The sequence below is a fragment of the Microbacterium canaveralium genome (assembly GCF_047238045.1).
GTDB lineage: Bacteria > Actinomycetota > Actinomycetes > Actinomycetales > Microbacteriaceae > Microbacterium.
Genome location: NZ_JBDFMA010000003.1, coordinates 761,435 through 787,722 on the forward strand (window position 1 = coordinate 761,435; position 26,288 = coordinate 787,722).

The window sequence follows — 26,288 nt, forward strand, 5'->3', positions numbered from 1 at the left end:
TCCTTCATGTTCGCCGAGTATCGCTCGCTGGACCGGGCCGCAGTCCGGTCTTCGAGGGTGAATCATTCGCTGCGGATGGAGAGAAGTGCTGCTGGGACCAATCGTAACGGGTGCTGTCCACGTCCTTCGACGACCTATGGAGGCCACAGATTCGGCGCGCGCAGCGCGGCCCCTCCTGTGTGCCTTGCCCGAACTTCAGATCGGATCATGCCGTTGACGGGTTGCCCCGGCGTTAGGGTCCAGGTGGTTGTGGACGAGTGGTGCGTGTATCGGCGTGCTGCTGATCGCCTGACGCATTGTGCGGCCTGCCGTCGAGCGTTCATCCGAGTAGGGGGCGCCTTAGGCCCAAGTCCGCCAGGCTCCGTGAAAACGGGGCTAGAAATGCTCAAAACCGCGGCGTGGCGTTCCTCAGATTACCCGCCGAAACCGCGGCCCCACATACCCGTCCCGCTCCACATGCGCCACGAACATTTCCACCGGCCGCACCCAATACGAGTAGTCGTCGTAGAGCTTGCGGTACGAGACGAAGACCTCCTCGGTCTCCGAGTGCCGCGCTGTCCCTAACACCTCGTACCGCTGGCCCTTGAAGTGCTCGTAGATGCCGGGTTCGATGTCCATTCGCCCGTCCCCTTTCCGTAACGCCCCATCGAGTCTGTCAGCCGTGCGAACCTTGGCACTGCGCGCGCCCTGTTGAGGCTCTCCGGCATCCCGCCTCGTCGCCATTCCTTCTCGCGGCGATCGCAGGGGAGGACACCACGTGGTCGATCGCATCGAGCACATCTGGGGCACCCGCACGCAGTTCGGGCGAGGGGAGTGGTGACCGGTCCGCGTCGATACGGCCTTCACTGAGTGCTCATCAAGCGCGACACCGATTGTGTCGGGTGCGGTCGGCCGCGTGCTCGCGGGTAACCGCTGCGCCCCGATAGCGCGGTCGCTTGGTCACCGTGAGCGCGGCAGCCTCGGGAGACGTGGCTCGTGGGTATTGGCATCCTGAATCAGCTCGCAGAGGATGTCGGCGGCGGGGGCTATCGTCTTGAGCGCAGTGTCGAAATGGTGTGCTGCTCGGACGTCGGTGAAACCCCGCCGGCCCCGGTCTCAGCGGCCAGTGCCCCGACGGAACACGACGCGAATGGAGACGACCGGGATGGGAAAGCGCAAGAGCCCGGAGGAGAAAGCCGACGAAGAACGCCGTTACGCGCGTGCGTCGGCGGCGAGTTCCGTTGAGGATTTCGAGCCCTTCTTCACCGATCCGAACCAGGCGATCCGCAACGTCGCCGCGCTGAATCCGCACGCCAGCGCCGAGGTGCTGGATCGCTTCGCCGACGACCGCTTCTGGAGCGTCAGGATCGCCGTGGCCGAGCATCCGACGACGACGCGAGAGACTCTGCTGCGTCTGCTGGAACCCGACCCGCGGCGGCGGGGCGTCGTGCACCACGCCGCACGTGAGCGGCTCGAAGCCGAGGGCGTCAGGTTCGACGACGAGGGCACGATCGTCGCCGAGTGAGATTCTCGGCCGGCTGGGGCTCCGATCGCTGGATGACTCAGCTCTCGTGCACCACCGCCGTCAGCTCGGGCAGCAGATCCCGCGCGAGGAAGCCGATACCCACCCGCTCGGTGAGGCGGTCGCCCGCGCGGGCGTGCGTCCACCCGCCCCACACGGCGGCGCGTTCGGGCTCCATGCCGAGAGCTGCGAACCCGGTGATCGCGCCCGAGAGCACGTCTCCGCTGCCGGCGGTGCCGAGGCCTGAGCTGCCCGGCTCGGCCTGCCAGGTGCGGCCGTCCGGGTGCGCCACCGTGCCGAAGCAGTGCACGACCGCGTCGTATCGCCGCGCGATCTCGGCCACGTCGGCCGAGCGGTCGTCGCCGAGGTCGCGTTCGAGCAGGAGCGCGGCCTCCTCCTCGTTGGCGTTGAGCACAAGGTCGTCGGGAAGGATGCCGCGGTCCACCGATCCCAGGATGCCGAGCGCGAACGCGTCGAGCACCAGCCGATCGATCTCGGCGTCGGCGACGGAGTGGAGCGCCGCGCGGGTGGCATCCGGGTCGTCGAATCCCGGGCCCAGAAGCACGGCATCCGCGGACCCGAGTGCGGAGCGCAGGAAGTCGTCGATGGGTGCCGAACCCGGCGGCAGGGGATAGAGGCCCGCTTCCGGCATCGCGGGGCCGAGGTACGGCGCGATGTCGGCGGGGACGGCGAGGCCTACGCGCCCCGCTCCGACGCGGAGCGTTGCTTCGGCGGAGAGCAGGACGGCGCCCGGCGAGCGCGTCGAGCCGCCGACCACGATCACCTGACCACGTGACTTCTTCGAGCCGCCGGCATCGGGGAGCCCCCACTCCCGCAGCAGGGCGAGATCGACCCTCTCAGTCGTGCGCGACATCATCATCTCCGGAGTGCGTCGTGATGTCGGCGCCCTCGGCGGCGAGGTGCTCGACCGACGAGAACGTCATGAGCTTCCACCCGTCGTCCGTGTGCACGAGCTCGGTGACCGAGGCGTTGCGCACCGTGTGTTCGGAGGCGAAGGCGAGCAGTTCGGCTTCGCTCATCTCCAACAGCACGTACAGCGCGAGCATGATCACCGCGTCGTGAGCGACGACGAGCACGGTGGCCGGTGACGCCTCGAGCCGCTCCGAGAAGAACGACCGGAGGCGCAGCGTGACATCGGCCCATGACTCGCCGCCCGGCGGCCGGTGGAAGAACTTGCCGAGGTGCCGGCGTCGTGTCGCCTCCTCGGGGTGCAGCTCCTGGACCCCACGCGTCGTCAGGAGATCCAGGATGCCGAGTTCCCGGTCACGAAGTCGTTCGTCGACGATCGTCCGAGGCGACGCGGGCTGCCCGCCGAGCGCGAGCGACAGAGTCTGCCGTGCCCGAAGGTACGGCGACACCCAGTACTCGTCGACGGGCGCATCGAGCGAATCGACCCAGGCGCGCAGCGCCTCCGCTTGCTCCCTCCCCACCGGGGAGAGTTCCACGTCGGCATCCCGGGTGTCGAGCTCGATGACCGGCGCGCCAGTTCGCTCGGCCGCCGACGCGGCGACGTTGCCTTCGCTTTCCCCGTGCCGGATGAGCAACAGTCGTGTCACTGCCATACCGGGAAGGTAGGTCAGCGGCGGTGGAGTTCGCGCGGGCGTTGACAGAAGTCACGCCGACAGGCAGACCGCCACCATTCTGGGAGCCGGGGATGCCACGGGCTTGGGCCGGACTCGGCCTCACTCACTCGCCCGCGGGCGGGGGAGGAGTGAGACCGAGATCCTCGTCCAGTTGTTCTTCGGTGACCGTGTCGCCGGGGACCGGCGTCCGGAACGGCGGCGCCTCGGCCGACGAAGGGACCACGTCATTGCCGTCGTCATCCGCCTCGTCGAAGAGGACGTCGACGTCGTGGTCGATGTCGATCTCGCGCCCGTCCCGGTCTGGGGCGCCCTGGTGCGCGGGCAGGAACGGGTCGCTCATCGCCACGGTCGTGTCCTCTCCCTCGTCGTTGGGCTCAGCCGATCTCGGCGATCGCGTCGGTGATGACCTTCGCGACCTCGGCCGGGTGCGACTGCATCACGAGGTGCGGCGCGTCGATCTCGACGACCGAACGGAGACCGGCGCGCGTGTAGCCGAAGCGTTCGACATCGGGGTTGATGGTGTGGTCGGCGCTGGACACGATGCCCCAGGCCGGCTTCGTCTTCCACGCGGCGACCGGTGCGGGCTCGCCGAAGGCGAGCGCGGCCAGGGGCCGTTGCGACACCGCGAGCACCTCCGCCGTCTCGAGGGGCACGCCGTGCGCGAAGACGTCGGGGAAGGCCGAGATCTCCACCGTCACGTCGGTGCCGTCCTCCGCCCCTTCGACGGGGAACGGCGTGTAGACGAGGTTCTGCGCGAGGTCGGAGTCGGGAAAGCCGCCCTGGAGTTGCCCCAGGCTCTCGCCCTCCTCCAACGCGTAGCCGGAGACGTAGACGAGGCCGACAACGTTCTCTGCGACACCGGCGACGGTGATGACGGCGCCGCCGTAGGAGTGTCCGGCGAGCAGGACGGGTCCGTCGATGTGCTCGACGACCGAGCGGATGTACGCGGCGTCACCGAGGAGACTGCGGTTGGGGACGGCGGGCACTCGGACCGTGTAGCCCTGGTCGAGGAGCGCTCGCGTGACGGGCGCCCAGCTCGCGGAATCGGCGAAGGCGCCATGGACGAGGACGATGGTGGGGGAATCGGACATGGGGAACTGCTCCTCTCACGAACGGCGGAGGTGCCGCGCAGCCGGAGATTAAGACCTCGGCGGGGCGGGAAGCTATGGACAGGAGTCGAAATCCGGTGCGACCGGCGACGGAGGGTTCTGTCTCCTGCGCCGAACCCGTGACACGTGCCGACATCGACCTGGGATCATCGACGCATGCCCGACACCCTCACCCCGACCGAGCTCGCCCACCTCCGCCGCGCGATCCAGGTGTCCGTCGATGCCCGCGCCCACGGCAACCACCCCTTCGGCGCGATCCTCGTCACCGCGGACGGCCGGGTCCTCGAGGCCGAGAACACCGTCATCACCGACCGCGATGTCACCTGCCATGCCGAGACGAACCTCGTGCGCCTCGCCTGGCGCGAGCGGGATGCCACCGAGCTGGCGGCATCCACTCTCTACACGTCGTGCGAGCCCTGCGCGATGTGCGCAGGTGCCATGTTCTGGGCGGGCATCGGGCGCATGGTCTACGCCCTCTCGGGCATCGGACTCATCGCGCTCGCCGAGTCGGAGGACGGGGGGCGTGAGCTCGACCTGCCGTCGCGCGAGGTCTTCGCCCACGGCACCCCTCTCGTCGAGGTGTCGGGCCCGCACCTGGAGGACATCGCCGCCGAGCCGCATCGGGGATTCTGGGGCTGAGCGCCGTCGCTGTCGGCGATCCGCCGAAGCCTGGCAGTCGTCCGGCGGCGGAGACGCCGACGAGACCGTAGCGTCGGCGTCATGATCGTCCGTGTCTCCGAAGCGCATGTGCGGCCCGGGAGGGAGGCGGAGTTCGTATCGGTCCTCTGCGAACTCGTCGCCACGTTCCCCGCGCGGTACGCGGGGCTCCTCCGCCACGAGGTGCTCGTGGACCTGGCCGACTCCAGCCGGGTGCAATACGTGAGCGTCTGGAGCGACGCGGAGGCGCTCGTCGCCTACGCCGGGGAGAGCTGGCGCACCGACCCGGTGACGTTCCCCGACGAGGAGACGTATCTCGCCGGGCCACTCGTGCTCCGGCACTTCGGGTCGGTCGCCATCCCGGGCTGAGGCATCCGCGGGCGTCACGCCACGGCGCGGATGACCCCCGTGATGATCAGAGTCACCACGGTCGTCCACAGGGCGATCGCCGTTGCCTGCCACGCGATGACCCGCACCGGCGGCACACCCGTCGCCGTCAGCGCGGCGGCCGTGAACTGCGTGGGCAGCAGCAGGGGGCCGAGCAGGCTCACCCCCGCCGTGCCGTAGCGGTGGTAGGCGCGGTCGAACTTCTGCCGACGCGGGGACAGCGGCTCGGCCGCGCCACCCCGGCGCGTTGTCACGGCGGTGCGGACGCGCGAACTGACCAGCACGACGACAGCGACGCAGACGAGATTGCCGATCGCACCCGCCCCGGCCGAGAGGACGGGGTGGATGCCACCGACGATCCCGATCGCGGCGGCTCCTTCACCCTCGATGAACGGCACAGCGCCGGCGAGGGCGACGATGAGCGGCTGTACGAGGTCGGGCACCCCGGCGACGAGGTTCTGGAAGCCGAGGACGAGGTCCGAGACAGGGTTCGACATGAGTGCTCCTGGGGGATGAGGTGCGGTGTTTTCCGCGGTGGTTCCACTTCACCGGCCCCACGCGCGTCGCGGCAGTGTCGCCGTGTCACGGGCGAGCGGGAAGATGCTCCGATTCACCCGTGACGAATGTCACGGAACTCATCCGCTCGCGCACATTCGTTTAGCCTGGGGACGTGGGTTCGATAAACAGCGCGCTCCTGACGGGGCGCTTCTTCACTTTCCGCGACCGCCGCGCCTGACGGCGCGCTCGCTCCCGCTCGCATAAGCGCGCCGTCCTTCCGAGACGTCATCCGCACCTCGGAGGGTTTTTCGCGTACCCACCGACGCTGCCCTACGGGGTGCTCCCCTTCCCACACTCGGAGCACCGCTCATGTCTCGTTCCCCCCGTGGCGGCCGCCACGAACTCGGCCAGAACTTCCTCGTCCACTCGCCGTCGATTAAGACCATCACCGACTTGGTGAGATCGACGAGCGGCCCTCTCCTCGAGCTCGGCGCCGGAGACGGTGCCCTGACGCGCCACCTCGCCGCCTTGGGGAGACCCCTCACTGCGATCGAGATCGACGAGCGATGTGTCCGCCAGCTCGCCGCACGACTCCCCACCGTCGACGTCGTCCACGCCGATGCTTTGCACGTCGACCTCGACGCGCCGACCATCGTGGGCAACATCCCGTTCCACTTGACCACACCGATCCTCCGTCGTCTCCTCCGTGCACAGCGGTGGAAGCAGGCCGTGCTTCTGACTCAGTGGGAGGTCGCGCGGAAACGCGCCGGCGTAGGCGGCGGAACCCTGATGACCGCGCAGAATGCGCCGTGGTACCGGTTCGCGCTGCGCGGTCGCGTGCCACGCGGCGGATTCGCTCCGGCGCCGAGCGTCGACGGAGGCATCCTCACGATCGATCGCCGAGCCTCGCCGCTGATCGGAGCCGACGACAAGCGAGCGTACGAGCAGTTCGTCGCCGCGGTGTTCGCCGGGCGGGGCGGACGTCTCGAACGCATCGTTCATCATGCGACCCGATCGAGCCCATCCACCGCTCGGAGCGCGGTTCTGCGCGCGGACGCCCGCGGTGCGCTTCCCCGCGACCTGACGGCAGAGCAGTGGGCGCTCCTCTGGTCGGCGCTGCGCGGCTGAACGTGTGGCCTCGGCGACTTCGACTCCCGCCCGGCTTCGCACCCATGACGAATGTCACGGACGTACAGTGGCCGGGGTGAGCACACCAGCCGCCAGCACCGCGTACGCCCGCGACGTGAGCGTGACGTGGTGGTACACGGCATCCTCGATTCTGTTCTTCGTCATATTCAGCCTGGTGGTGTGGGCTTTCCCTGTTGCCGCCGACCCCGTCGTCTTGTCGGTGCCGTTCGCGATCACCGTGTACGCCGTCGGCGCCGCGGGGGCGATCGCGGTCTCCGTCCTCTTGCTCCGGAGTTACCGGCGTGAGCCCGTCGACGAGGAATCCCCGCCGCGGATGCCTCGGCTCCTCGTTCTCGCCGGGATCGCCTCCGCGGCCCTCGTCGGCTTCGGTGCCGGGTCGCTGATTCTCGGCACATGCTTCGCGGCGTACTTCCTATGTCTGGTGCGGTGGCGCAACGGCATCCGGCTTCGGCTGGTCGCTCTGCTGATCCTCGTGATCGTCGCGGTCTGGTACGTGGACGCCGCGCACGTGACGCCGCGTCGCGACCAGGCGCCGATGCTCGGTCTGGTGCTGTTCATCGCGATGATCCCCGCGCTGACCGCCGCGTCGCTGTGGTGGTGGGACATCGTCCGCGAACTCGACCGCGCACGCCGCGCGGAGGGGAAGCTCGCCGCCGCCCAGGAACGGCTGCGGTTGGCCGGCGACCTGCATGACCTCCAGGGCCACCACCTGCAGGTGATCGCGCTGCAGCTCGAGCTCGCCGAGAAGCTGCTCGAACGCGACCCTGCCGCAGCCGCCGACCAGGTGCGGGCGGCGCGCGTCAGCGTCGATGAAGCCCGACGCGGTACCCGCGATCTCGCCACTCGCTTCCGCGGGGTCCCGCTCCCGGACGAGCTCGCGAACGCCGCCGACCTCCTCCGGGCCGCGGGTCTCACGGTCGAACTGCGCGTCGACGCCGAGGCTCACCGCGCTCCCGCCGACGTGCTCGGACCGGTCGTGCGCGAGGCCACGACGAACGTGCTCAAGCACGGCGGGGGAGGCGTGGCATCCCTCTCTCTCGGCCGCCACCGCGACGACTGGGTCCTCGTCGTCGAGAACGACTCCGGCGCCGAGGGGTCGCCCGTCCACGGCAGCGCGGGGCTGCGCGGGATAGCCGAGCGCGTCGGAACGGTCGGCGGATCCATGGATGCCTCCCGCGCCGACGCCGTGTTCCGTCTCACCGTCCGTGTTCCCGAGGCGGTGACCGCATGATCCGTGTGCTGATCGCTGACGACGAGGACATGATCCGCACGGCACTCGCCGCCCTCCTGCGGCTGGAGGACGACCTCGAGGTCGTCGCCGAGTGCCGCGACGGAGAGAGCGCGCTCGCCGAAGCCGAACGCCTACGGCCCGACGTCTGCCTTCTCGACCTCGAGATGCCCGGACTCGACGGCGTGGACACTGCCGCGCGAATCCTGCGGCGCGTGCCCTCGCGCTGCGTCATCGTGACGCGGCACGCGCGGCCAGGGGTGCTGCGCCGTGCCTTGGGTGCCGGGGTCGACGGCTTCCTGCCGAAGTCGAGACCCGCGGATGACGTGGCCGCAGTCATCCGAGAGGTCGCCGCCGGGCGTCGCTACGTCGACCCCGAGATCGCGGCCGACGCCCTGAGCGACGAACGCAGTCCCCTCACCGACCGCGAGCTCGATGTGCTGCGCGCCGGCGCACGTGGGGAGACGGTCGCCGAGATCGCGGCATCCCTCCACCTCTCGGCCGGGACGGTGCGCAACCACGTGTCGTCGGTGCTCGGCAAACTCGGGCTCGCGAGCCGGCAGCAGGCGACGATCCACGCGCGCGAGCGCGGCTGGATCTGACCCGCACTTCGATCACGGCCGCCCACGCGCAAGACTGGGGCGATGCCCCTCTTCGACCATCTCAGCGTCAGCGTCCACGACGTCGAGCGCGCGATCGCGCAGTTCGACCCGATCCTCACCGCGCTCGGCCTGGAGCGGACCGACGGCGGCAACGGCGCCTCGTGGTACGCCGAAGGTGAGACCGAGTTCGTCGTGCTCCCCGCCCGCGATCCGGCATCCGGTCCGCACGAGCACGGCCGCGTCGGGTGGCAGCATCTCGCGTTCGCGGTGGCGTCGCGTGCGGAGGTCGATCGCATGCACGCCCTCGCCGTCGATTCGGGCTGGACCGTCGTCCGCGAGCCGAAAACCTACCCGCGGTTCACGCCGACGTACTACGCGTCGTTCGTGGAGGAGGCCAACGGCATCCGCGTGGAGTTCATGCACAACCCGGGGTGAGCCGGCGGCGTCCCGCTCTCACGCGCTCTTCCCCACCCGCGCCGATCCATGGGGCGCCCGTTCAAGATGGCAGGCCCGACTCGACGTCGTCATCCCCCGCTCAGGTATCGATGGACGAGCGTGACGGCCATGGCCCCCTCGCCGACGGCCGACGCGACCCGCTTGATCGAGTTCGAGCGGACATCGCCGGCCGCGAAGATCCCCGGCACGGACGTCTCCAGGAAGAAGGGGTCCCGCGCCAGCGGCCACGCCGCCCGCTGCTCCGCGGTCAGGTCTGGCCCGGTCGCGACGAAACCCCGGGCGTCGAGCTCGACGTCCGTCTCCGCCGCCCACCGCGTGTTGGGTTCCCCTCCGATGCAGACGAAGAGGTGCCGGGCATCCCGCGTCGTGCGGGTTCCGCTCTCGTCCAGGACGATCTGCCGCAGTCGTGTGTCGCCGTCCAGCTCGACGACACGGGTGTCGGTGAGCACCCGGATGCGGGGGTGCGTGAGCACGCGGGTCGAGAGGTAGCTCGACATGGTCGACGACAGAGAGGGACCCCGCACGACCAGGGTGACACGTCGCGCGTAGGCGGCGAGGTTCATCGCGGCCTGGCCCGCGGAGTTCGCGCCGCCCACGACGTAGACGTCCTGATCGGTGCAGGCCGGCGCCTCGCTGGTGCCGGCGCCGTAGTAGACGCCCGCCCCGACCAACTCCTCTTCGCGCGCCAGTCCCAAGCGCCGCCACTGGATGCCGGTGGCGCACACGGCTGCGTCCGCCGTCAGTCGAGAACCATCCGCGAGGACTGCGCGGACATCGTGGTCGCGAAAGGTCCGGTCGACCCCCTCGCGCATGAGGATGAACTCCGCTCCGAAGCGCACGGCCTGCCGGCGGGCGTGATCGGCGAGTTCTGCGCCGGAGATGCCGTCCGGGAAGCCGAGGTAATTCTCGATGAGGCTGCTGGAGCCGGCTTGTCCTCCGACCGCGTCCCGTTCGATGACGGCGACGTTGAGCCCCTCGGACGCGGCGTACACCGCCGCCGACAGCCCGGCGGGCCCGGCCCCGAAGATCAGGAGGTCGTAGGTCTGCCGCCGGGGCGGCATCACCCAGCCGAGCTGCGTCGCCACCTCGGCCGGCGACGGGTCTTCCATCACCACGCTGTCGTCGATGATCAGGAGGGGAAGTCTCCGGTGCGTCAGATCCACGCCGTGGACCACGCTCACGGATGCCGGAGTCACCGTCTCGGAGGTGAACGCGAGAGCACTGCGTGTCAGGTAGTCCCGAAGGGCGAAGCCGTCGCGGCTTTCGGCGACGTCGATGAGATGGAGGCGGGGCGCGATTCTGTCGCTCATGGCGTCTGCCGTTCGTGGTGCGCGGGACGGGTGCGCCCGAAACTAGCCCAACGCCGGCGGTCGCGCCTGCGACGAGCGTCGAAAGCTGCAGCGACGGGTATCGGCCCCCGCCCGGGCGGCACCCTCTCACGGTCGAGTGGCCGTGGCAACCCGCGAGAGGGACGTGATCGGCCGTCCCTAGCGTGGACGCATGAGCCAGAAGACGACCCATCGAATTCTGTCCGCCGTCCTCACCACCTCCGCCGCGGGAGTGCTGCTCGCCGGGTGCGTCGGCTCTCCCGACGCCGCCCCGGCGACCTCTCTCCCGGCGGCGTCGGCATCCGCGCCGACGTCGAGCGAGACGGCGACGCCTCCCGCGTCGGACGCCGCGGTGTCGCAAGACGACGCGATCGCGGTCGTCAAGAGCTACCTGTCGGCCGTGCAGGCCGAGCAGTGGACGGACGCCTACGCGCTGCTGTCGGACGGCGCGCGGACGGCCGTCGGCTCCGAGCAGCAGTTCGCGGATGCCGCGGCATCCGGCATCGTCCGACCGGATGCCGCCGCGGGGTATCTCGGTACGGACGGTGTGATCGAGGCGACGGAGGGCCCCGTCGCCGGGTCCGTGCTCGTGACGGCCGTCCGAGACCGCATCGCCGACGCCTGGCTGGTCCGGCCCGCAGACGGAGACGCGCGCATCGACGACGCCGGCGTTCCCCCCACGGGACAGAGCCCCTACGAATGGGTGAACCCCGCCGCCGGTCCCGAGGACGTTCGCGACGTCGCGCCACTCGATCCGAGCGCGCCCGCCGCGATAATCTTCACCGACCTGGCAGAGGACGCGGGGGAGAACCTCGTCGGGTACCCCGATGAGCTGACCGCCTACCTCGGGACCACCGAGGCGGCGGCGTCCCTCGCATCCAGTGAGGATCAGCTCCGATGGGACATCCCGGTCGACACCGAGCAGCTGGCGAGCGGGACTGTGCCGCTCACCGTGGTGTGGAAAGCCGGCGGCGACGGCGATCTGTGGCGCACGAGCACGACGGCCCTCTTCCTCCCCTGATCGTGGAGTTCTCGTCCGGGCCGTTCAGCCCCGTCTAGTAGGGTGGACGACGGGCGAGATCTCTTGATATCGAGAGATATCCCGCCATCTCCCACCACCGATCGCCCAGCGAAGGATCATCCGTGGATCTCTACGAGTACCAGGCACGAGACCTGTTCGAAAAGTACGAGGTGCCGGTGCTCGCCGGCATCATCGCCGACACCCCTGAGGAGGCGAAGGCGGCCGCGGAGAAGCTCGGCGGAGTCGTCGTCGTCAAGGCTCAGGTCAAGACCGGAGGCCGCGGCAAGGCCGGCGGCGTCAAGGTCGCGAAGAACCCCGACGAGGCGTTCGAGGCGGCACAGGCCATCCTCGGCCTCGACATCAAGGGTCACGTCGTCAAGCGCGTCATGGTCGCCGCGGGCGCCCGTATCGCCAAGGAGTTCTACTTCTCGGTGCTGCTCGACCGCGCCAACCGCTCCTACCTGTCGCTGTCCAGCGTCGAGGGCGGCATGGAGATCGAGGAGCTCGCCGTCGAGCGTCCCGAAGCTCTCGCCCGGGTCGAGGTCGACCCGCTCGAGGGCATCTCGCCCGAGAAGGCGCTCGAGATCGCGAAGGCCGCGAAGTTCGACGACGAGCTGGCCCCCAAGGTCGCCGACGTGTTCGTCAAGCTCTTCAACGTCTACAAGGGCGAGGACGCCACGCTCGTCGAGGTGAATCCGCTCATCCAGTCCGAGGACGGCGACATCATCGCTCTCGACGGCAAGGTCTCGCTCGACGAGAACGCCGGTTTCCGCCACCCCGAGCACGAAGAGCTCGAAGACAAGGATGCCGCCGACCCCCTCGAGGCGAAGGCCAAGCAGCACGACCTCAACTACGTCAAGCTCGACGGTCAGGTCGGCATCATCGGCAACGGCGCGGGCCTGGTCATGTCGACCCTCGACGTCGTCGCCTACGCCGGTGAGAACCACGGTGGCGTCAAGCCCGCCAACTTCCTCGACATCGGTGGCGGCGCCTCGGCGACGGTCATGGCCGCCGGTCTCGACGTCATCCTCGGAGACGAGCAGGTCAAGAGCGTCTTCGTCAACGTCTTCGGCGGCATCACCTCGTGCGTCGCTGTCGCGGAGGGCATCGTGAAGGCGCTGGAGATCCTCGGCGACGCCGCCACCAAGCCGCTCGTGGTCCGTCTCGACGGCAACCAGGTCGAAGAGGGTCGCGCGATCCTCGCCGCCGCCAACCACCCGCTCGTCACGCTCGCCGCCGGTATGGACGAGGGCGCCGACAAGGCCGCCGAGCTGGCGAACGCCTGAGCCGCGGCATCGGAACAAGGAACTAGGACTATGTCGATCTACCTCAATAAGGACTCCAAGGTCATCGTCCAGGGCATCACCGGCGGCGAGGGCACCAAGCACACCGCGCTCATGCTCAAGGCCGGCACGAACGTCGTCGGCGGCGTGAACGCCCGCAAGGCCGGCACGACGGTCACGCACAAGGATGCCGCCGGCAACGACGTCGAACTGCCCGTCTACGCCTCGGTCGAAGAGGCCATCCGCGAGACCGGCGCCGACGTGTCGATCGCGTTCGTGCCCCCGGCGTTCACGAAGGACGCGATGGTCGAGGCCATTGACGCCGAGATCCCGCTGCTCGTCGTGATCACCGAGGGCGTGCCCGTCGGAGACACCGCCGAGGCGTGGGCGTACGCGAAGTCGAAGGGCGAGAAGACCCGCATCATCGGCCCGAACTGCCCCGGCATCATCACGCCCGGTGAAGCGCTCGTCGGCATCACGCCCGCCAACATCACCGGCAAGGGCCCGATCGGCCTCGTCTCCAAGTCGGGCACCCTGACCTACCAGATGATGTTCGAGCTGCGCGACCTGGGCTTCTCGACCGCCATCGGCATCGGCGGAGACCCGATCATCGGAACCACGCACATCGACGCGCTCGCCGCGTTCGAGGCCGACCCCGAGACCAAGGCCATCGTCATGATCGGTGAGATCGGCGGCGACGCCGAGGAGCGCGCGGCCGCGTTCATCGCCGAGAACGTCACCAAGCCGGTCGTCGGCTACGTCGCGGGCTTCACCGCCCCCGAGGGCAAGACCATGGGCCACGCCGGCGCCATCGTCTCCGGCTCCGCCGGTACCGCCCAGGCGAAGAAGGAGGCCCTCGAGGCCGCCGGCGTCAAGGTCGGCAAGACGCCGTCCGAGACCGCCGCCCTGATGCGCGAGATCATCGAGGCCCTCTAAGCGGTTCTGTTTCCGGGCCCGGATGCCACTGGCATCCGGGCCCTTTCGCGTGCCTCGCGTGTTCGCGGCGCCCCGGGGTCGAGGCCCCGGTCGAGCGCACACGTTCGGGTCGAGCGCACACGGTCGGGTCGGCCGAATCGTGGGCGCTCGGCCGGATCGTGGGCGCTCGCGCTGTGAAGCGGGCCGGGCCGCGGGTCAGCCGAGCAGCGCCTCGACCGGGCCGCGCGCGAAGAACACGACGAAGCCGGCGGCGACGATCCACAGCAGGGGGCTCACGCGGCGTGCGCGACCGGACAGGGCTTGGATGACGACCCAGCTGACGAAGCCCGCGCCAATGCCGTTGGCGATCGAGTAGGTCAGGGGCATGATCGTCACGGTCAGGAACACCGGGATCAGCACCGACAGATCGCTGAGGTCGACGTGGCGGATCTGGCCCATCATGAGCGCACCCACGATGACGAGCGCGGCGGCGGCGATCTCGGTGGGCACGATGCTCGTCAGCGGCGTGAAGAACATCGCCAGGAGGAACAGCGCTCCGGTGACGACGTTCGCCAGACCCGTGCGGGCGCCCTCGCCGATGCCCGACCCGGACTCGATGAACACGGTGTTCGACGATGACGAGGTGGCACCGCCGGCGACGGCACCGATGCCCTCGATGATGAGGGCCGAGCGCAGCCGCGGGAACGTCCCGTCGGGGGCGGCGAGGCCCGCCTCGCGGGAGAGGCCGGTCATCGTGCCCATGGCGTCGAAGAAGTTGGTGAAGACGAGCGTGAACACGAGCATCAGCGCGGCGAGCACGCCGATGCGGCCGAACGAGCCGAAGAGGTCGACCTGGCCGACCAGCGACAGGTCGGGGAGCCCGACCCACTGCGCGGGCACGGTCGGGACGCTGAGACCCCAGCCCCCGGGGTTCTCGGCGGAGCGGGCGCCGAGCTGGGCCACGGCCTCGACGATCACGGCGATCACGGTGCCGCTCAGCAGGCCGATCAACAGCGCCGCCTTGACCTTCCGCACCATCAGCACGGCGGTGATCAGCAGCGTCAGGACGAAGAGCGCGGTGGGGATCGTGGCGATGGATCCCTGAACGCCGAGTCCGACGGGCGGCGACGACAGGCCCGTCGCGGTGACCAGGCCGCTGTCGACGAAGCCGATGAACGCGATGAACAGGCCGATGCCCACCGTGATCGCGGTCTTGAGAGCGAGCGGCACCGCCTCGAAGATCATGCGACGCAGGCCCGTGACTGCGAGCAGCACGATGATGAGCCCGTTGATGACGACGAGGCCCATGGCCTCGGGCCACGTCACGCCGCCGACGATGCCGACGGCGAGGAACGAGTTGATACCGAGACCGGCGGCGAACGCGAACGGCAGGCGCGTGACGAGGCCGAACAGCATCGTCATGACGCCGGCGGTGAGGGCCGTGACCGCCGCCACCTGCGGGAAGCCCAGAGCGTTCCCGGCGACATCGGGGGTGCCCGACAGGATGATCGGATTCAGGATGACGATGTAGGCCATCGTCACGAAGGTCACCACCCCGCCGCGCACCTCGGCGCTGACGGAGGAACCCCGGGCGGTGATCTCGAAGAACCGATCGAGCGCGTTCTTCGGTGCGGGGGCGGTGGTGGTCTCGGGAGCGGGCGTGCTCATGGGGGCTCCAGGAGGGGGGATGAGTCGGTGCCGAGGGCGGAAACGGGCCGTATCGTGGGGGACATGCCGCTTTCAGGACAGTATCTGCCCAGCACCAGCGAATGGGCCCGTTCGCAGGCCGAGACCTTCGAGGCCACCGGGGGTCAGGAAGGCGCCGAACTGCGCGGCGTTCCCATCATCGTCCTCACCACCGTGGGGGCAAAAACGGGTGGGCTGCGCAAGACGGCGCTCATGCGTGTCGAGCACGACGGCCGCTACCTCGTCGTGGCATCCAAGGGCGGCGCCCCCGAGCACCCCGCGTGGTTCTACAACCTCGTGAAGAACCCGCGTGTCGAGCTCCAGGATGGCGACGTCAAGCGCGAGTACGAAGCGCACCAGGCCGACGGCGCCGAGCGCGACGAGTGGTGGGACCGTGCCGTCGCCGTCTGGCCCGACTACGCCGAGTACCAGAAGAAGACCGAGCGTCGCATCGAGATCTTCGTCCTGGAGCCGGTCGACTGATCCGTTCGCGTGAGGGGTCATTTTTGTCGCCGCGAAGCCCTCCAAGCGACGGAAACTGACCCCTCACGCGGGTGACGGAGGGGGATGCCGCCGCGCCTGAGGGGCCCGGCGGGACAGCGCGGGTAGGGTCGGTCTGCTCATGCATCGTCTCCTCGTCGCCCTCCTCGCCGCCCTCGACGCGCTCCTGGCCGCCGCGGTCGGCATCGCCGTCGTGCTCGCCCCGCTCGCGCTCCTGTGGGTGGTCGCGCTGGGCGACGCCGATTGGTCGGCCCTCTGGCCCGCCGCCGCCGCCGTGTGGCATCTCGGTCACCTCGTCCCCGTCACGGTGACGCTGCCGGACGCCTACCTCGCTGCGACCGGCGTCGACCCGTCGCTCGCGACCTTCACGCTGTCCCTTGCGCCGCTCGCGTTCGCCGCGTTCACGGGCTTGTTCGCCGCCCGGTCCGGCATCCGCGGCGCCGAGTCGGGGGCCGCGCTCACCGGGTGGCTCTCCGGATCCCTCGTCTTCGCCGGAATCGCGGCCCTCGTGGCGTTCACGTCTACGGCTCCGCTGGTGTCGTTCGAAACCTGGCAGGCGATTCTGTTCCCGGCCCTGATCTTCGCCGCCCCGTCGTTGATCGGCGCGTTCGCGGGCGCGTGGCGGGTGGGCGACGACGGTCCGGTCGACCGCCTGCGTGCCTGGCGCGATCGGATGCCGACCGCCTGGGCGCTCGTTCCGACCCTGGCGCTGCGCGGTGCGGCGCTCACGACGTTGGGTCTCGTGGCCGTCGGCGGTGTCGTCGTCACCGCGGGGCTCCTCGCCCGGGGAACGCAGATCATCGCGCTGTTCCAGGCGAGCAACGTCGACGCGATCGGTGCGACTGTGCTCGCCCTCGGTCAGCTCGTCTACCTCCCGACACTCGTGCTGTGGGCGGTGGCGTTCGCCGCCGGCCCCGGGTTCGCGCTCGGAACCGACACGGCCGTGACCCCCGCGGCCACCCAGGTCGGAGCGCTGCCCGGCATCCCGATCCTCGGAATCATTCCCGAGACGTCGTCGTCATGGCTCCTGCTCCTCGCCCTGCTGCCGGTCGCCGTCGGTGCGGTGACGGGGTGGATCCTCCGTGCGCACATGCCGGAGCGCGACGGCCGCGAGCCGGTCGCGCCGCGGGTGACGGTCGCGGTTGCGGTCGCCGCCCTCACCGGGGGCATCGGTGCCCTGATCGCGGTGTTCTCGGGCGGGTCCGTCGGCCCGGGCAGACTCGCTGAGACCGGCCCGCAGCCCGGGCCCCTTGCGCTCGCGCTCGGTCTCGAGGTCCTCGTCGGCCTCGCGATCCTGCTGCTCGCGCCGCGCACCTCCCTTCCACGGCGCGCGTCGCAGGAGCGAACGGATGCCGACCGCGTGCCCGAGACCGTGGGCGTGTTCCGCGATCGCCCGTCCGAAGCGATGCTCACCGCGGCGGCCGCGGCGCCGTGGATCGCCGATCACCGACTCGAGGACACGACCACCCCCGCGCCGTCCGTCGACGCCGCCGACGACGACGTGCAGGCCCGGATCCGCGAGGCCTGGTCGCGCGCCGAGCCCCTGCCGGACGGGTGGGGGCAGGCCCCCGACACCGACGCGACCGGTGGCCGAGACGCCCGCCCCGTAGACTGACCCCCGTGCTCACGGTCGCCGTCCTCATCTCCGGCACCGGCTCCAACCTCCGCGCCCTGCTCGAGGCGGCCGCCGCCCCCGACTTCCCGGCGCGCGTGATCGCGGTCGGTGCCGATCGCGAAGCCGACGGCTTCGCCCACGCCGAGCACTTCGGCATCCCGACCTTCCTCGTCCCGTTCGATGCCTTCGAATCGCGCGCCGAGTGGGGTGCCGAGCTCGGGGCGCAACTGCGCGTCTGGCAGCCCGACCTCGTCGTGCTGAGCGGACTCATGCGACTGCTTCCCGCCGACCTCGTCGCCGAGTGGGAGCCGCGCATCATCAACACGCACCCCGCCTACCTGCCGGAGTTTCCGGGCGCGCACGGCGTCCGCGACGCTCTCCGAGCGGGCGTCGCGCAGACCGGCGCGAGCGTCATCGTCGTGGACTCGGGCGTCGACACCGGCCCGATCCTCGCGCAGGAGAGGATCCCCGTCCTCCCCGGCGACGACGAGGACGCCCTGCACGAGCGCATCAAGCCCGTCGAGCGGCGCCTCCTCATCGATGTCGTCCGTCGTATCGCCGAGGGCGACCTCGACCTGGATGCCACGGCATCCCGCCACCCTTGAACCCCCGCGGGCTTACACCCGCGTTCCGCACCCCACGAGACACAGGAGCCGCAGCCATGGCCGGACCCCGCCACGACCCCGCCGACTACCGTCCCCGTGACGTCGTCCCGATCCGCCGCGCGCTGGTGTCGGTGAGCGACAAGACCGGCCTGCTGGAATTCGCGCAGGCGCTCGCCTCGGCCGGTGTGGAGATCGTGTCGACCGGCGGTTCCGCGACGCTGCTGCGCGACGCCGGGCTCGCCGTCACCGACGTCTCCGCCATCACCGGCTTCCCCGAGTCCCTCGACGGGCGCGTGAAGACGCTGCACCCGAACGTGCACGCGGGCCTCCTCGCCGACCTGCGGCTCGCCAGCCACGAGACGCAGCTCGAAGACCTCGGCATCCTGCCCTTCGAACTCGTGGTCGTGAACCTCTATCCGTTCGTCGAGACCGTGGCATCCGGTGCCGAGGGCGACGACGTCGTGGAGCAGATCGACATCGGCGGCCCCGCGATGGTGCGCGCGTCGGCGAAGAATCACGCCAACGTCGCGATCGTGGTCTCGCCCGAGTCGTACCCGGCGATCGTCGAGTCGCTGCGACGTGACGGCGGCACCTCGCTCGTGCAGCGTCGCGAACTGGCCGCGCGGGCGTTCTCGCACACCGCCGCCTACGACACCGCGGTCTCGACCTGGTTCGCCGAGGGAACGATCGGCGACGACATCGACCTGCCCGCGCACCTGACGATCCAGGCGGAGCGTCTGTCGACCCTCCGCTACGGCGAGAACGCGCACCAGCGCGCCGCGATCTACACCCGCGTCGGCGGACACGGCATCGCCCAGGCGACGCAGCTGCAGGGCAAGGAGATGTCGTACAACAACTACGTCGACGCCGACGCCGCCCTGCGCGCCGCGTTCGACATGGTCAAGCCGGCCGTCGCGATCATCAAGCACGCCAACCCGTGCGGCATCGCTGTGGCGGCCCCGAACGCCCTCGACCCGATCGCCTCGGCGCACCTGCGCGCGCACGAGTGCGACCCCGTCTCGGCGTTCGGCGGCGTCATCGCCGCAAACCGCACGGTCACGCTGAAGATGGCGGAGAACCTCCGCGACATCTTCACCGAGGTCATCATCGCGCCCGACTTCGAGCCCGAAGCGCTCGAGGTGTTCAAGCTCAAGAAGAACCTGCGCGTGCTGCAGCTCCCGGCCGACTGGCGTCAGGAGCCCATGGACGTGCGCCTCGTCTCGGGCGGCCTGCTGCTCCAGGATGCCGACCGGTTCCCCGCCGACATCGAGTCGGTCGCGAAGAACTGGGAGCTCGTTTCGGGGGAGCGCCCCGCCGACGAGGACATGACGAACCTCATCTTCGCCTGGAAGGCGTGCCGCGCCGTGAAGTCGAACGCCATCGTGCTCGCGAAGGGTTCGGCGACGGTCGGCATCGGCATGGGTCAGGTCAACCGCGTCGACTCGTGCCGCCTCGCCGTCGAGCGCGCGGGCGACCGTGCGGCCGGTTCGATCGCGGCATCCGACGCCTTCTTCCCCTTCGCCGACGGGCCCCAGGTGCTCATCGACGCCGGGATCTCGGCGATCATCCAGCCGGGCGGTTCGGTGCGGGATGCCGAGGTCATCGACGCCGCGCGCGCCGCCGGCGTGACGATGTTCTTCACGGGCGAGCGCCACTTCTTCCACTGACGCGCTGTTCCCTCGCGATAAACGCGCTGTTCCCTCGCGATAAACGCGGTTTCTCGCGAGACACGCTGCGGCGCGGCGAGTCTGGGAAGAATCGGCGTTTATCGCCGTGGGCGTGCGGCAGCAGAGCGCGTGCGCGGGTGGGGCGGCGGGTGGGTGTCAGGCGCTCAGGTCGATCAGCTTGGCGATCGTGTTGGCGTTGCGCGCGGTACCGGTGACGCCGAGACGCTTCTCGAACCAGCCGGCCTGCAGCTTCGACCCGCCGATCCCCTCGGGGTAGCGCACGAACACCTCGCGCCCGTCGAGAACGGCTTCTTCCGGGATGCCGGGAGGCACAGCCAGCACGGTGGTGGGCGCGGCGTCGAGGAAGACCGTCTGCACCCACCGCCCCTCCGCGGCGTCGGCGAACGGGTTGCGGGCGCGGGCGTCGGCAAGCTCGGCGTGCGAGCGCACGATCACCGGTAGGTCGTGGCCGAACGCCCGGCGCACCGCATCCCGGATCGTCTCGGCCGTCTCGTCGTGTGAGCGGCCCCCGTCGTCGAGCACGACGTTCCCCGCCACCTGCAAAGTGACGACCCCACCGAGCCCCGCGGACGCCAGCACTTGGCGCAGCGCGGGCATCTTCAGTGCCGTGGGTCCGCCGACACCGCGGATGAGTGCGATGGCCTTCGGCATCCCGTCTTCTTCCTTCGCGGGTGAGGAGCCGTGATGTCTCGGAGACTTACGCCGAATCGCGGCCCAGAGTCTCGAGAAGGCGCAGCCACACCTCGCTGACCGTCGGGTACGAGGGGACCGCGTGCCACAGTCGCTTCACGGGCACCTCGCCGACGATGGCGATCGTCGCGGAGTGCAGGAGTTCGGCGATGTCGGGGCCGACGAACGTCGCGCCCACGAGGACGCCGCGGTCGAGGTCGACGATCGCGCGCGCCTTGCCGACGTACGCGTCGGACTGCTCGCTCGATCCGGCGACGTGGGCGAGGTCGTAGTCGAGCACCTTCACGGTGAGTCCGCGCTCCTCGGCCTTCTTCGCGGTGAGGCCGACGGATGCCACTTCCGGGTCGGTGAACGTGACCTGCGGCACGGCGTCGTGGTCGGCGGTCGCGACGTGGGCGCCCCACGGGGCGTCGTCCACCTCGCCGCCCTGCGCGCGGGCCGCGATGACGTCGCCGGCGGCACGCGCCTGGTACTTGCCCTGGTGGGTGAGGAGCGCGCGGTGGTTGACGTCGCCGACGGCGTAGAGCCAGTCGAAGCCCCGCACGAGGAGGGTGTCGTCGACGTCGAGCCATGAGCCCTCCTGAAGCCCCACGGTGTCGAGGCCGAGGTCGATGGTGCGGGGGACGCGACCGGTGGCCACCAGCACCTCGTCGGCAGTCACAGCGCTGCCGTCGGACAGCTCGAGGACGCGGCGCCCGGCGTCGTCGCGGCGGGCGGCGGTGGCACCCACCCCCGTTTTCACCGTCACCCCGCGCTCGCGCAGCGAGTCGGCGACGAGTTCACCGGCGAACGGCTCGGTGCCGCCCAGCAGCCCCGAGCGCGCGATGATCGTGACCTGCGCGCCCAGGCTCGCGAAGGCCGTCGCCATCTCGGCGCCGACGACGCCGCCGCCGAGGATCGCGAGCGAGCCCGGGACGCTCTGCACCGCGGTGGCCTCGCGGCTCGTCCACGGCTCGATGTCGGCCAGGCCCGGGATGTCGGGGAGCAGCGCCGCGGAACCGGTGCACACCGCGACCGCGTGGCGGGCGACGAGATCGGTGGTGGTGCCGTCGTCGGCGGTCACGCGGACCGTCTTCTCGCCGGTGAGTCGGCCGTGTCCGCGAACGAGCTCGATGCCGGCGCCCTCGAGCCACGAGACCTGCCCGGCGTCGTTCCAGTTGCTGGTCATCGAGTCGCGGCGGCGGAGCACGGCCGCGACGTCGAGGTCGCCGGTAACGGCCTGCTTCGCGCCGTCGACGTCGCGGGCGGCGCGAAGGGCGGCTCCGCTTCGCAGCAGGGCCTTGGACGGCATGCACGCCCAGTACGAGCACTCGCCCCCGACCAGTTCGGACTCGACGATCACGGCGGAGAGCCCCGCCTGCACGGCGCGGTCGGCGACGTTCTCTCCGACGGGGCCGGCACCGATGACGATCAGGTCGTATTCGCGTTCGCTCATGCCGCTCACGCTACCGACGGCCGGCGACATCGGGGAGGGGTTGCGGCGCGGGATGCCGGAGGGTGCGGCGCAACGCGACGCCCAGGAGGAGAACACCCAGGGTTGACGCTCGCCCTGAACCGGTTTAGCCTTACATCACTGAACCGGTTTAGATCGATGGATGCCACAACGAGGTGAAGCATGACGAACGAGACGCGACCCACGATCGCCGACGTCGCGCGCCGCGCCGGGGTCAGCAAGGGACTGGTGTCGTTCGCGTTGAACGGCCGGGCCGGTGTCGCCCCCGACACCCGCGACCGCATCCTCTCGGTCGCCGCCGAGATGGGGTGGAGCCCCAGCCTGCGAGCCCGCTCGCTCAGCGTCGGCCGCGCCTTCGCCTGCGGTCTCGTGATCGGCCGCAGCCCCGACGTCATCGCCGCCGACCCCTTCTTCCCGTCGTTCATCGCGGGCGTCGAGGACGAGTTCTCCGTCTCGGGCCAGGTGCTCGTCCTGGCGGCCGCGACCCCCGGTCGCCACGAGGAGGAGACCTACCGCGGACTCGCGGCGGATCGCCGCGTCGACGGCGTGATCCTCTCCGACCTCCGCGCCGGCGACCCGCGCATCGACCTCGTCGCGAGCCTCGGCATCGCCGCCGTGACGCTCGGCGTCCCCGACGTCGACAGCCCCTTCACGTCCGTCTCCGTCGACGACGGCGCCGGCATCCGGCTCGCGGTCGACCACCTCGCCGACCTCGGGCACACCGACATCGCCCACGTCGCGGGACCCTTCGCAATGCTGCACGGACGCCACCGCGCGGCCGCGTTCGAGGCCGCGGCGCGGGCGCGTGGCATCCATGCCCGTGTCGTCGAGACCGACTTCAGCGCGGCCGACGGCGCGCGGGCCACCACCGCCCTGCTCGACGCGGACGTGCCGCCCACGGCGATCGTCTACTCGAACGACAACATGGCCATCGCGGGCCTCGGCACGGCGCAGCGCCGCGGCCTGTCCGTTCCCCGCGACCTCTCGATCACCGGCTTCGACGACACCGAACTCGGCCGGCACCTGTTCCCCGCGCTGACCAGCGTCTCCACCGATGCGCGCGGCTGGGGCGCGGTCGCGGCACGCGCGCTGCTGCAGGCCATCGCGGGAGCCGAGCCCGAGGCGCTCGTCCTCGCCGACCCCGCACTCCGCGTGCGCGACTCCACCGCGGCGCCGAACCGAAGCTGACACCCGCGGGCCCCCGCCCGCCCCACAAGGAGGAAGACATGCGACGACGCATTCTCGCCACAGCAGTAGCCGCCACCGGCATCCTCGCCCTCTCCGCGTGCAGCGGAGGCGGCGGAGGTGCCTCGGGCCTGGACGCCAGAGGCCCCATCACGATCTGGTACTCCAACAACGAGGCCGAGATCGCCTGGGGCCAGCAGATGGTCGAGGCCTGGAACGCCGACCACCCCGACGAGCAGATCACCGCGCAGGAGATCCCCGCCGGCTCCTCGAGCGAAGAGGTCATCGGCGCGGCGATCACCGCCGGGAACGCGCCGTGCCTGGTGTTCAACACCTCGCCGGCGGCGGTCCCCGGGTTCCAGCGTCAGGGCGGGCTCGTGAACCTGTCGGAGTTCCCCGACGGCGAGCAGTACATCACCGACCGCAGCGGCGACTTGGCCGACCAGTACCGGTCGGACGACGGCGGCTTCTACCAGCTGCCGTGGAAGAGCAACCCCGTGATGATCTTCTACAACAAGGACCTGTTCGCCAAGGCCGGGCTCGACCCCGAGAACCCGCAGCTGTCGACGTACGACCAGTTCCTGAGCGCCGCGCAGAAGCTGAAGGCCGCGGGCGTCTCGGACTACGCCATCAACCCCGCGCCCACGAGCGAGTTCTTCCAGTCGTGGTTCGACTTCTACCCGCTCTACGCCGCCCAGACCGGGGGGAAGCAGCTCGTCGAGGACGGCAAGGCCACCTTCGACGACGCCGACGGTGAGGCCGTCGCCGACTTCTGGCGCACGATCTACGCCGACCAGCTCGCCGGCAACGAGCAGTATCAGGGCGACGCGTTCGCCGACGGCAAGGCCGCCATGGCCATCGTCGGGCCGTGGGCCGTGTCGGTCTATAAGGACAAGGTCAACTGGGGTGCCGTGCCCGTGCCGACCGAGAAGGGCACAGCGGCCGACCAGACGTGGACCTTCAGCGACGCCAAGAACGTCGGCCTCTTCACCGCGTGCGAGAACAAGGGCACCGCGTGGGATGTGCTGAAGTTCGCGACGAGCCAGGAGCAGGACGGCAAATGGCTCGAGGAGACGGGTCAGATGCCTTTGCGCACCGACCTGACCACCACGTACGCCGACTACTTCAGCGCCAACCCGGCATACCAGCAGTTCGGCGACCAGGCCGCGCGCACCGTGGAGGTGCCGAACGTCACCAACTCGGTCGAGATCTGGCAGGCGTTCCGCGACGGCTACTCCAAGGCGGTCATCTTCGGCGAGGGAGACGTGAAGACCTTCCTCTCGGATGCCAAGACCCAGATCGACCAGCTCACGGCGGGGCAGTGACATGACCGCCGACCTCACCCGCCCGACCGGGAGGACCGGGGGCGACCCCGGCCTGCCCGGTCGGGCGGGGGGAGCGGGGGATGCCAGGAAGAAGCGGCGCCGTCCCTTCGGAGCGCAGCCGCTCGGCATCCTGTTCTCCGCTCCGTACGTCATCTTCATCGGGGTGGTGTTCGCCTACCCGATCGTGTTCGCGGTGTGGATGTCGTTCCACGACTACTTCTTCACCGCCCCGGGCGCGAAGGTGGACCGTCCGTTCGTCGGCCTCGACAACTACGTCACGGCGCTGAGCGACCCCGCCGTGTGGCGGTCGTTCGGCAACGTGGGGATCTTCCTGCTCATCAACGTCCCGCTGACGGTGGTGCTCTCGATCGTGCTGGCCACGGCCCTGGACCGAGTGGTGCGCGCCCGCGCGTTCTTCCGCGTCGCGTTCTACGTGCCCTACGTCACGGCATCCGTCGCCGTGGTCGCGGTGTGGCTGTTCCTGTTCTCGAACTCGGGGATGATCAACAACGCGCTCGGCCCGCTCGCGCCGAGCCCGTCCTGGCTGGTGAACTCCGCCCTGGCGATGCCGACGATCGCGCTGTTCGTCACGTGGAAGGGTCTCGGGTTCTACATCCTGCTTTACCTCGCCGCGCTGCAGAACGTTCCGCGTGAGCTCCACGAGTCGGTCGCCGTCGACGGTGGCGGACGTATCCGGCAGTTCTTCTCCGTCACGGTGCCCGGAGTGCGTCCGGCGACGTTCCTCGTGGTTCTGCTGGCCACGATCACGGGCGCGAACCTCTTCACCGAGCCCTACCTGCTCACCAACGGCGGGGGACCCAACGGTGCGTCGACCTCGCCCGTGCTGCTGATCTACCAGAAGGGCATCGAACAGCAGAATCCCGACGTGGCCGCGGCCATCGGGGTGGTGCTCATCGTGTTCGTGCTGATCATCGCGGCGCTCCAGCGCCGGTTCGTGGGGAGGGAGGAATCATGAGGACCAAGGTCGTCACCTACGGTGTGCTGACGCTCGGCGCCCTGGCGTTCCTGTTCCCGTTCTATTACATGGTGGTCGGCTCGTTGCAGACGAGCCCCGACACCTCGATCGCGGGCGCGTTCCCGCACCCGTCGAACCTGACGCTCGAGAACTACACGGCGATCGACGGGCGCATCAACCTCCTGAAGGGCCTGGTCAACTCGGGCATCTTCACCGGAGGAGTGATCCTCGGCACGATCGTGTTCGGCGTGCTCGCCGGGTACGCGCTGGCGGTGCTGAAATGGCGCGGCCGGTCGGCGACCTTCGCGCTCGTGCTGCTGGTGCAGGTGATCCCGTTCCAGCTGCTGATGATCCCGCTGTACGTGATGATCGCCCGCGACTACGGCCTGTCGGACAGCTACCTGGGCATGATCCTGCCGTTCTTCATCAACTCCACGGCCGTCGTGATCTTCCGGCAGTACTTCCTGCAGCTCCCCAAGGAGCTGTTCGACGCCGCCCGCATCGACGGCGCCAACGAGTTCCGGCTGCTGTGGAGCGTCGCGCTGCCGCTCGTGCGCCCTGCGTTGCTGACGGCCGTCCTGCTGACCTTCATCGGTCCGTGGAACGAGTTCCTGTGGCCCTTCCTCATCACGAAGGACGCCACGATGCAGCCGCTGGCGGTGTCGCTGGCGAACTTCATCTCCACCATCGCGGCCTCCACCGCCAACCCCTTCGGCGCGATGATGGCCGGCGCCGTCGTGCTCGCCGCCCCCGCCGTGGCGCTGTTCCTGATCTTCCAGCGCTACTTCACCTCGAACGACCTCGGATCCGGAGTGAAAGGATGACA

Annotated in this window: 28 protein-coding genes; 18 read left to right on the plus strand and 10 right to left on the minus strand. The window is 70.0% G+C overall.

What is annotated here, in order from left to right:
* Nucleotides 1-408: 408 nt before the first annotated feature.
* Nucleotides 409-618, minus strand: a complete 210-nt coding sequence (locus ABC271_RS04565) for a DUF1653 domain-containing protein (protein ID WP_412923706.1) — start codon at nucleotides 616-618, stop codon at nucleotides 409-411.
* A 526-nt stretch (nucleotides 619-1,144) separates the two neighbouring features.
* On the opposite strand from ABC271_RS04565, the gene ABC271_RS04570 reads away from it, so the two are divergent.
* Complete coding sequence (locus ABC271_RS04570) at nucleotides 1,145-1,504, plus strand: hypothetical protein (protein WP_412923707.1); 360 nt, start codon at nucleotides 1,145-1,147, stop codon at nucleotides 1,502-1,504.
* Between the two features lie 37 nt (nucleotides 1,505-1,541).
* On the opposite strand, the gene ABC271_RS04575 is transcribed toward ABC271_RS04570, so the two are convergent.
* The 4 genes from ABC271_RS04575 to ABC271_RS04590 form a co-directional block, all read right to left on the minus strand.
* Nucleotides 1,542-2,375, minus strand: coding sequence for an ADP-dependent NAD(P)H-hydrate dehydratase (locus ABC271_RS04575; protein ID WP_412923708.1), 834 nt, complete (start codon nucleotides 2,373-2,375; stop codon nucleotides 1,542-1,544).
* Nucleotides 2,359-3,084 carry a histidine phosphatase family protein gene (locus ABC271_RS04580; protein ID WP_412923709.1) on the minus strand — a complete coding sequence of 242 codons (726 nt, stop codon included), beginning with the start codon at nucleotides 3,082-3,084 and terminating at the stop codon, nucleotides 2,359-2,361. Before ABC271_RS04580 ends, ABC271_RS04575 begins: the two co-directional genes overlap by 17 nt.
* Nucleotides 3,085-3,208: 124 nt before the next feature.
* Nucleotides 3,209-3,451 (minus strand): hypothetical protein, encoded by a 243-nt coding sequence (locus tag ABC271_RS04585; protein ID WP_412923710.1) that lies wholly within the window; start codon nucleotides 3,449-3,451, stop codon nucleotides 3,209-3,211.
* 28 nt (nucleotides 3,452-3,479) lie between these two features.
* Complete coding sequence (locus tag ABC271_RS04590; RefSeq protein ID WP_412923711.1) at nucleotides 3,480-4,196, minus strand: alpha/beta hydrolase; 717 nt, start codon at nucleotides 4,194-4,196, stop codon at nucleotides 3,480-3,482.
* 174 nt (nucleotides 4,197-4,370) lie between these two features.
* Between ABC271_RS04590 and ABC271_RS04595 the strand changes: the two genes are divergently transcribed.
* Together ABC271_RS04595 and ABC271_RS04600 are read left to right on the plus strand one after the other, a co-directional pair.
* Nucleotides 4,371-4,853, plus strand: a complete 483-nt coding sequence (locus tag ABC271_RS04595) for a nucleoside deaminase (RefSeq protein ID WP_412923712.1) — start codon at nucleotides 4,371-4,373, stop codon at nucleotides 4,851-4,853.
* Between the two features lie 81 nt (nucleotides 4,854-4,934).
* Nucleotides 4,935-5,240 (plus strand): putative quinol monooxygenase, encoded by a 306-nt coding sequence (locus ABC271_RS04600; protein ID WP_412923713.1) that lies wholly within the window; start codon nucleotides 4,935-4,937, stop codon nucleotides 5,238-5,240.
* Nucleotides 5,241-5,254: 14 nt separating this feature from the next.
* Here the strand turns inward: ABC271_RS04600 and ABC271_RS04605 are convergent, their stop codons facing one another.
* Complete coding sequence (locus tag ABC271_RS04605) at nucleotides 5,255-5,755, minus strand: small multidrug efflux protein (RefSeq protein WP_412923714.1); 501 nt, start codon at nucleotides 5,753-5,755, stop codon at nucleotides 5,255-5,257.
* 370 nt (nucleotides 5,756-6,125) lie between these two features.
* Between ABC271_RS04605 and erm the strand changes: the two genes are divergently transcribed.
* The 4 genes from erm to ABC271_RS04625 all read left to right on the plus strand — a co-directional run bounded on the left by erm (nucleotide 6,126) and on the right by ABC271_RS04625 (nucleotide 9,170).
* Nucleotides 6,126-6,884, plus strand: a complete 759-nt coding sequence (erm, locus tag ABC271_RS04610) for a 23S ribosomal RNA methyltransferase Erm (protein WP_412923715.1) — start codon at nucleotides 6,126-6,128, stop codon at nucleotides 6,882-6,884.
* A 76-nt stretch (nucleotides 6,885-6,960) separates the two neighbouring features.
* On the plus strand, nucleotides 6,961-8,136 hold the full coding sequence (locus tag ABC271_RS04615; protein ID WP_412923716.1) for a sensor histidine kinase: 1,176 nt from the start codon (nucleotides 6,961-6,963) through the stop codon (nucleotides 8,134-8,136).
* Nucleotides 8,133-8,735 carry a response regulator transcription factor gene (locus ABC271_RS04620; protein ID WP_134124874.1) on the plus strand — a complete coding sequence of 201 codons (603 nt, stop codon included), beginning with the start codon at nucleotides 8,133-8,135 and terminating at the stop codon, nucleotides 8,733-8,735. The genes ABC271_RS04615 and ABC271_RS04620 overlap by 4 nt, the downstream gene beginning before the upstream one ends.
* A gap of 42 nt (nucleotides 8,736-8,777) precedes the next feature.
* Nucleotides 8,778-9,170: a VOC family protein gene (locus tag ABC271_RS04625; RefSeq protein ID WP_412923717.1), complete on the plus strand. Its 393-nt coding sequence runs from the start codon at nucleotides 8,778-8,780 to the stop codon at nucleotides 9,168-9,170.
* Between the two features lie 89 nt (nucleotides 9,171-9,259).
* Here the strand turns inward: ABC271_RS04625 and ABC271_RS04630 are convergent, their stop codons facing one another.
* Nucleotides 9,260-10,501 (minus strand): NAD(P)/FAD-dependent oxidoreductase, encoded by a 1,242-nt coding sequence (locus ABC271_RS04630; RefSeq protein ID WP_412923718.1) that lies wholly within the window; start codon nucleotides 10,499-10,501, stop codon nucleotides 9,260-9,262.
* 190 nt (nucleotides 10,502-10,691) lie between these two features.
* On the opposite strand from ABC271_RS04630, the gene ABC271_RS04635 reads away from it, so the two are divergent.
* From ABC271_RS04635 to sucD, 3 genes are all read left to right on the plus strand, one after another.
* Nucleotides 10,692-11,540, plus strand: coding sequence for a hypothetical protein (locus ABC271_RS04635; protein ID WP_412923719.1), 849 nt, complete (start codon nucleotides 10,692-10,694; stop codon nucleotides 11,538-11,540).
* A gap of 122 nt (nucleotides 11,541-11,662) precedes the next feature.
* Nucleotides 11,663-12,826 carry an ADP-forming succinate--CoA ligase subunit beta gene (gene sucC / locus ABC271_RS04640; RefSeq protein ID WP_076491137.1) on the plus strand — a complete coding sequence of 388 codons (1,164 nt, stop codon included), beginning with the start codon at nucleotides 11,663-11,665 and terminating at the stop codon, nucleotides 12,824-12,826.
* Between the two features lie 30 nt (nucleotides 12,827-12,856).
* Nucleotides 12,857-13,759, plus strand: coding sequence for a succinate--CoA ligase subunit alpha (gene sucD / locus ABC271_RS04645; protein WP_412923720.1), 903 nt, complete (start codon nucleotides 12,857-12,859; stop codon nucleotides 13,757-13,759).
* A 195-nt stretch (nucleotides 13,760-13,954) separates the two neighbouring features.
* On the opposite strand, the gene ABC271_RS04650 is transcribed toward sucD, so the two are convergent.
* A complete protein-coding gene (locus ABC271_RS04650) occupies nucleotides 13,955-15,406 on the minus strand; it encodes an NCS2 family permease (RefSeq protein ID WP_412923722.1) in 1,452 nt (483 codons plus the stop codon).
* 63 nt (nucleotides 15,407-15,469) lie between these two features.
* Here ABC271_RS04650 and ABC271_RS04655 point away from each other — a divergent pair, with 63 nt between their 5' ends.
* The 4 genes from ABC271_RS04655 to purH all read left to right on the plus strand — a co-directional run bounded on the left by ABC271_RS04655 (nucleotide 15,470) and on the right by purH (nucleotide 19,812).
* Nucleotides 15,470-15,907: a nitroreductase family deazaflavin-dependent oxidoreductase gene (locus ABC271_RS04655; protein WP_412923723.1), complete on the plus strand. Its 438-nt coding sequence runs from the start codon at nucleotides 15,470-15,472 to the stop codon at nucleotides 15,905-15,907.
* A 139-nt stretch (nucleotides 15,908-16,046) separates the two neighbouring features.
* The gene (locus ABC271_RS04660; protein ID WP_412923724.1) at nucleotides 16,047-17,540 is read left to right on the plus strand and encodes a cell division protein PerM; all 1,494 of its coding nucleotides are present in this window, start codon (nucleotides 16,047-16,049) and stop codon (nucleotides 17,538-17,540) included.
* Nucleotides 17,541-17,545: 5 nt separating this feature from the next.
* Complete coding sequence (gene purN, locus ABC271_RS04665) at nucleotides 17,546-18,145, plus strand: phosphoribosylglycinamide formyltransferase (protein ID WP_412923725.1); 600 nt, start codon at nucleotides 17,546-17,548, stop codon at nucleotides 18,143-18,145.
* A 56-nt stretch (nucleotides 18,146-18,201) separates the two neighbouring features.
* Nucleotides 18,202-19,812 carry a bifunctional phosphoribosylaminoimidazolecarboxamide formyltransferase/IMP cyclohydrolase gene (purH, locus tag ABC271_RS04670; RefSeq protein WP_412923726.1) on the plus strand — a complete coding sequence of 537 codons (1,611 nt, stop codon included), beginning with the start codon at nucleotides 18,202-18,204 and terminating at the stop codon, nucleotides 19,810-19,812.
* A 156-nt stretch (nucleotides 19,813-19,968) separates the two neighbouring features.
* Here the strand turns inward: purH and ABC271_RS04675 are convergent, their stop codons facing one another.
* Both ABC271_RS04675 and ABC271_RS04680 read right to left on the minus strand, forming a co-directional pair.
* The gene (locus tag ABC271_RS04675; protein ID WP_412923727.1) at nucleotides 19,969-20,484 is read right to left on the minus strand and encodes a DUF1697 domain-containing protein; all 516 of its coding nucleotides are present in this window, start codon (nucleotides 20,482-20,484) and stop codon (nucleotides 19,969-19,971) included.
* 46 nt (nucleotides 20,485-20,530) lie between these two features.
* Nucleotides 20,531-21,958 carry a dihydrolipoyl dehydrogenase family protein gene (locus ABC271_RS04680; RefSeq protein WP_412923729.1) on the minus strand — a complete coding sequence of 476 codons (1,428 nt, stop codon included), beginning with the start codon at nucleotides 21,956-21,958 and terminating at the stop codon, nucleotides 20,531-20,533.
* Between the two features lie 180 nt (nucleotides 21,959-22,138).
* Here ABC271_RS04680 and ABC271_RS04685 point away from each other — a divergent pair, with 180 nt between their 5' ends.
* From ABC271_RS04685 to ABC271_RS04700, 4 genes are read left to right on the plus strand one after another with little or no spacing between them, the layout of a single operon-like run.
* A complete protein-coding gene (locus ABC271_RS04685) occupies nucleotides 22,139-23,164 on the plus strand; it encodes a LacI family DNA-binding transcriptional regulator (RefSeq protein WP_412923730.1) in 1,026 nt (341 codons plus the stop codon).
* A 38-nt stretch (nucleotides 23,165-23,202) separates the two neighbouring features.
* Entirely contained in the window at nucleotides 23,203-24,486 is a 1,284-nt protein-coding gene (locus ABC271_RS04690) for an extracellular solute-binding protein (protein WP_412923731.1), read from the plus strand.
* A 1-nt stretch (nucleotide 24,487) separates the two neighbouring features.
* Nucleotides 24,488-25,462 carry a carbohydrate ABC transporter permease gene (locus ABC271_RS04695; protein ID WP_412923732.1) on the plus strand — a complete coding sequence of 325 codons (975 nt, stop codon included), beginning with the start codon at nucleotides 24,488-24,490 and terminating at the stop codon, nucleotides 25,460-25,462.
* Complete coding sequence (locus ABC271_RS04700; RefSeq protein WP_412923733.1) at nucleotides 25,459-26,286, plus strand: carbohydrate ABC transporter permease; 828 nt, start codon at nucleotides 25,459-25,461, stop codon at nucleotides 26,284-26,286. Before ABC271_RS04695 ends, ABC271_RS04700 begins: the two co-directional genes overlap by 4 nt.
* The last annotated feature ends 2 nt before the right edge of the window (nucleotides 26,287-26,288 follow it).

Coding starts and splice junctions, on each gene's coding strand:
- ABC271_RS04635 (WP_412923719.1), top strand. CDS start 10,692: ATGAGCCAGAAGACGACCCATCGAATTCTGTCCGCCGTCCTCACCACC.
- ABC271_RS04650 (WP_412923722.1), bottom strand. CDS start 15,406: ATGAGCACGCCCGCTCCCGAGACCACCACCGCCCCCGCACCGAAGAAC.
- ABC271_RS04695 (WP_412923732.1), top strand. CDS start 24,488: ATGACCGCCGACCTCACCCGCCCGACCGGGAGGACCGGGGGCGACCCC.
- ABC271_RS04660 (WP_412923724.1), top strand. CDS start 16,047: ATGCATCGTCTCCTCGTCGCCCTCCTCGCCGCCCTCGACGCGCTCCTG.
- ABC271_RS04675 (WP_412923727.1), bottom strand. CDS start 20,484: ATGCCGAAGGCCATCGCACTCATCCGCGGTGTCGGCGGACCCACGGCA.
- ABC271_RS04605 (WP_412923714.1), bottom strand. CDS start 5,755: ATGTCGAACCCTGTCTCGGACCTCGTCCTCGGCTTCCAGAACCTCGTC.
- sucD (WP_412923720.1), top strand. CDS start 12,857: ATGTCGATCTACCTCAATAAGGACTCCAAGGTCATCGTCCAGGGCATC.
- erm (WP_412923715.1), top strand. CDS start 6,126: ATGTCTCGTTCCCCCCGTGGCGGCCGCCACGAACTCGGCCAGAACTTC.
- ABC271_RS04685 (WP_412923730.1), top strand. CDS start 22,139: ATGACGAACGAGACGCGACCCACGATCGCCGACGTCGCGCGCCGCGCC.
- ABC271_RS04630 (WP_412923718.1), bottom strand. CDS start 10,501: ATGAGCGACAGAATCGCGCCCCGCCTCCATCTCATCGACGTCGCCGAA.
- ABC271_RS04580 (WP_412923709.1), bottom strand. CDS start 3,084: ATGGCAGTGACACGACTGTTGCTCATCCGGCACGGGGAAAGCGAAGGC.
- ABC271_RS04700 (WP_412923733.1), top strand. CDS start 25,459: ATGAGGACCAAGGTCGTCACCTACGGTGTGCTGACGCTCGGCGCCCTG.
- ABC271_RS04570 (WP_412923707.1), top strand. CDS start 1,145: ATGGGAAAGCGCAAGAGCCCGGAGGAGAAAGCCGACGAAGAACGCCGT.
- ABC271_RS04625 (WP_412923717.1), top strand. CDS start 8,778: ATGCCCCTCTTCGACCATCTCAGCGTCAGCGTCCACGACGTCGAGCGC.
- ABC271_RS04655 (WP_412923723.1), top strand. CDS start 15,470: ATGCCGCTTTCAGGACAGTATCTGCCCAGCACCAGCGAATGGGCCCGT.
- ABC271_RS04595 (WP_412923712.1), top strand. CDS start 4,371: ATGCCCGACACCCTCACCCCGACCGAGCTCGCCCACCTCCGCCGCGCG.
- ABC271_RS04620 (WP_134124874.1), top strand. CDS start 8,133: ATGATCCGTGTGCTGATCGCTGACGACGAGGACATGATCCGCACGGCA.
- ABC271_RS04565 (WP_412923706.1), bottom strand. CDS start 618: ATGGACATCGAACCCGGCATCTACGAGCACTTCAAGGGCCAGCGGTAC.
- ABC271_RS04600 (WP_412923713.1), top strand. CDS start 4,935: ATGATCGTCCGTGTCTCCGAAGCGCATGTGCGGCCCGGGAGGGAGGCG.
- ABC271_RS04690 (WP_412923731.1), top strand. CDS start 23,203: ATGCGACGACGCATTCTCGCCACAGCAGTAGCCGCCACCGGCATCCTC.
- ABC271_RS04575 (WP_412923708.1), bottom strand. CDS start 2,375: ATGTCGCGCACGACTGAGAGGGTCGATCTCGCCCTGCTGCGGGAGTGG.
- purH (WP_412923726.1), top strand. CDS start 18,202: ATGGCCGGACCCCGCCACGACCCCGCCGACTACCGTCCCCGTGACGTC.
- ABC271_RS04590 (WP_412923711.1), bottom strand. CDS start 4,196: ATGTCCGATTCCCCCACCATCGTCCTCGTCCATGGCGCCTTCGCCGAT.
- ABC271_RS04680 (WP_412923729.1), bottom strand. CDS start 21,958: ATGAGCGAACGCGAATACGACCTGATCGTCATCGGTGCCGGCCCCGTC.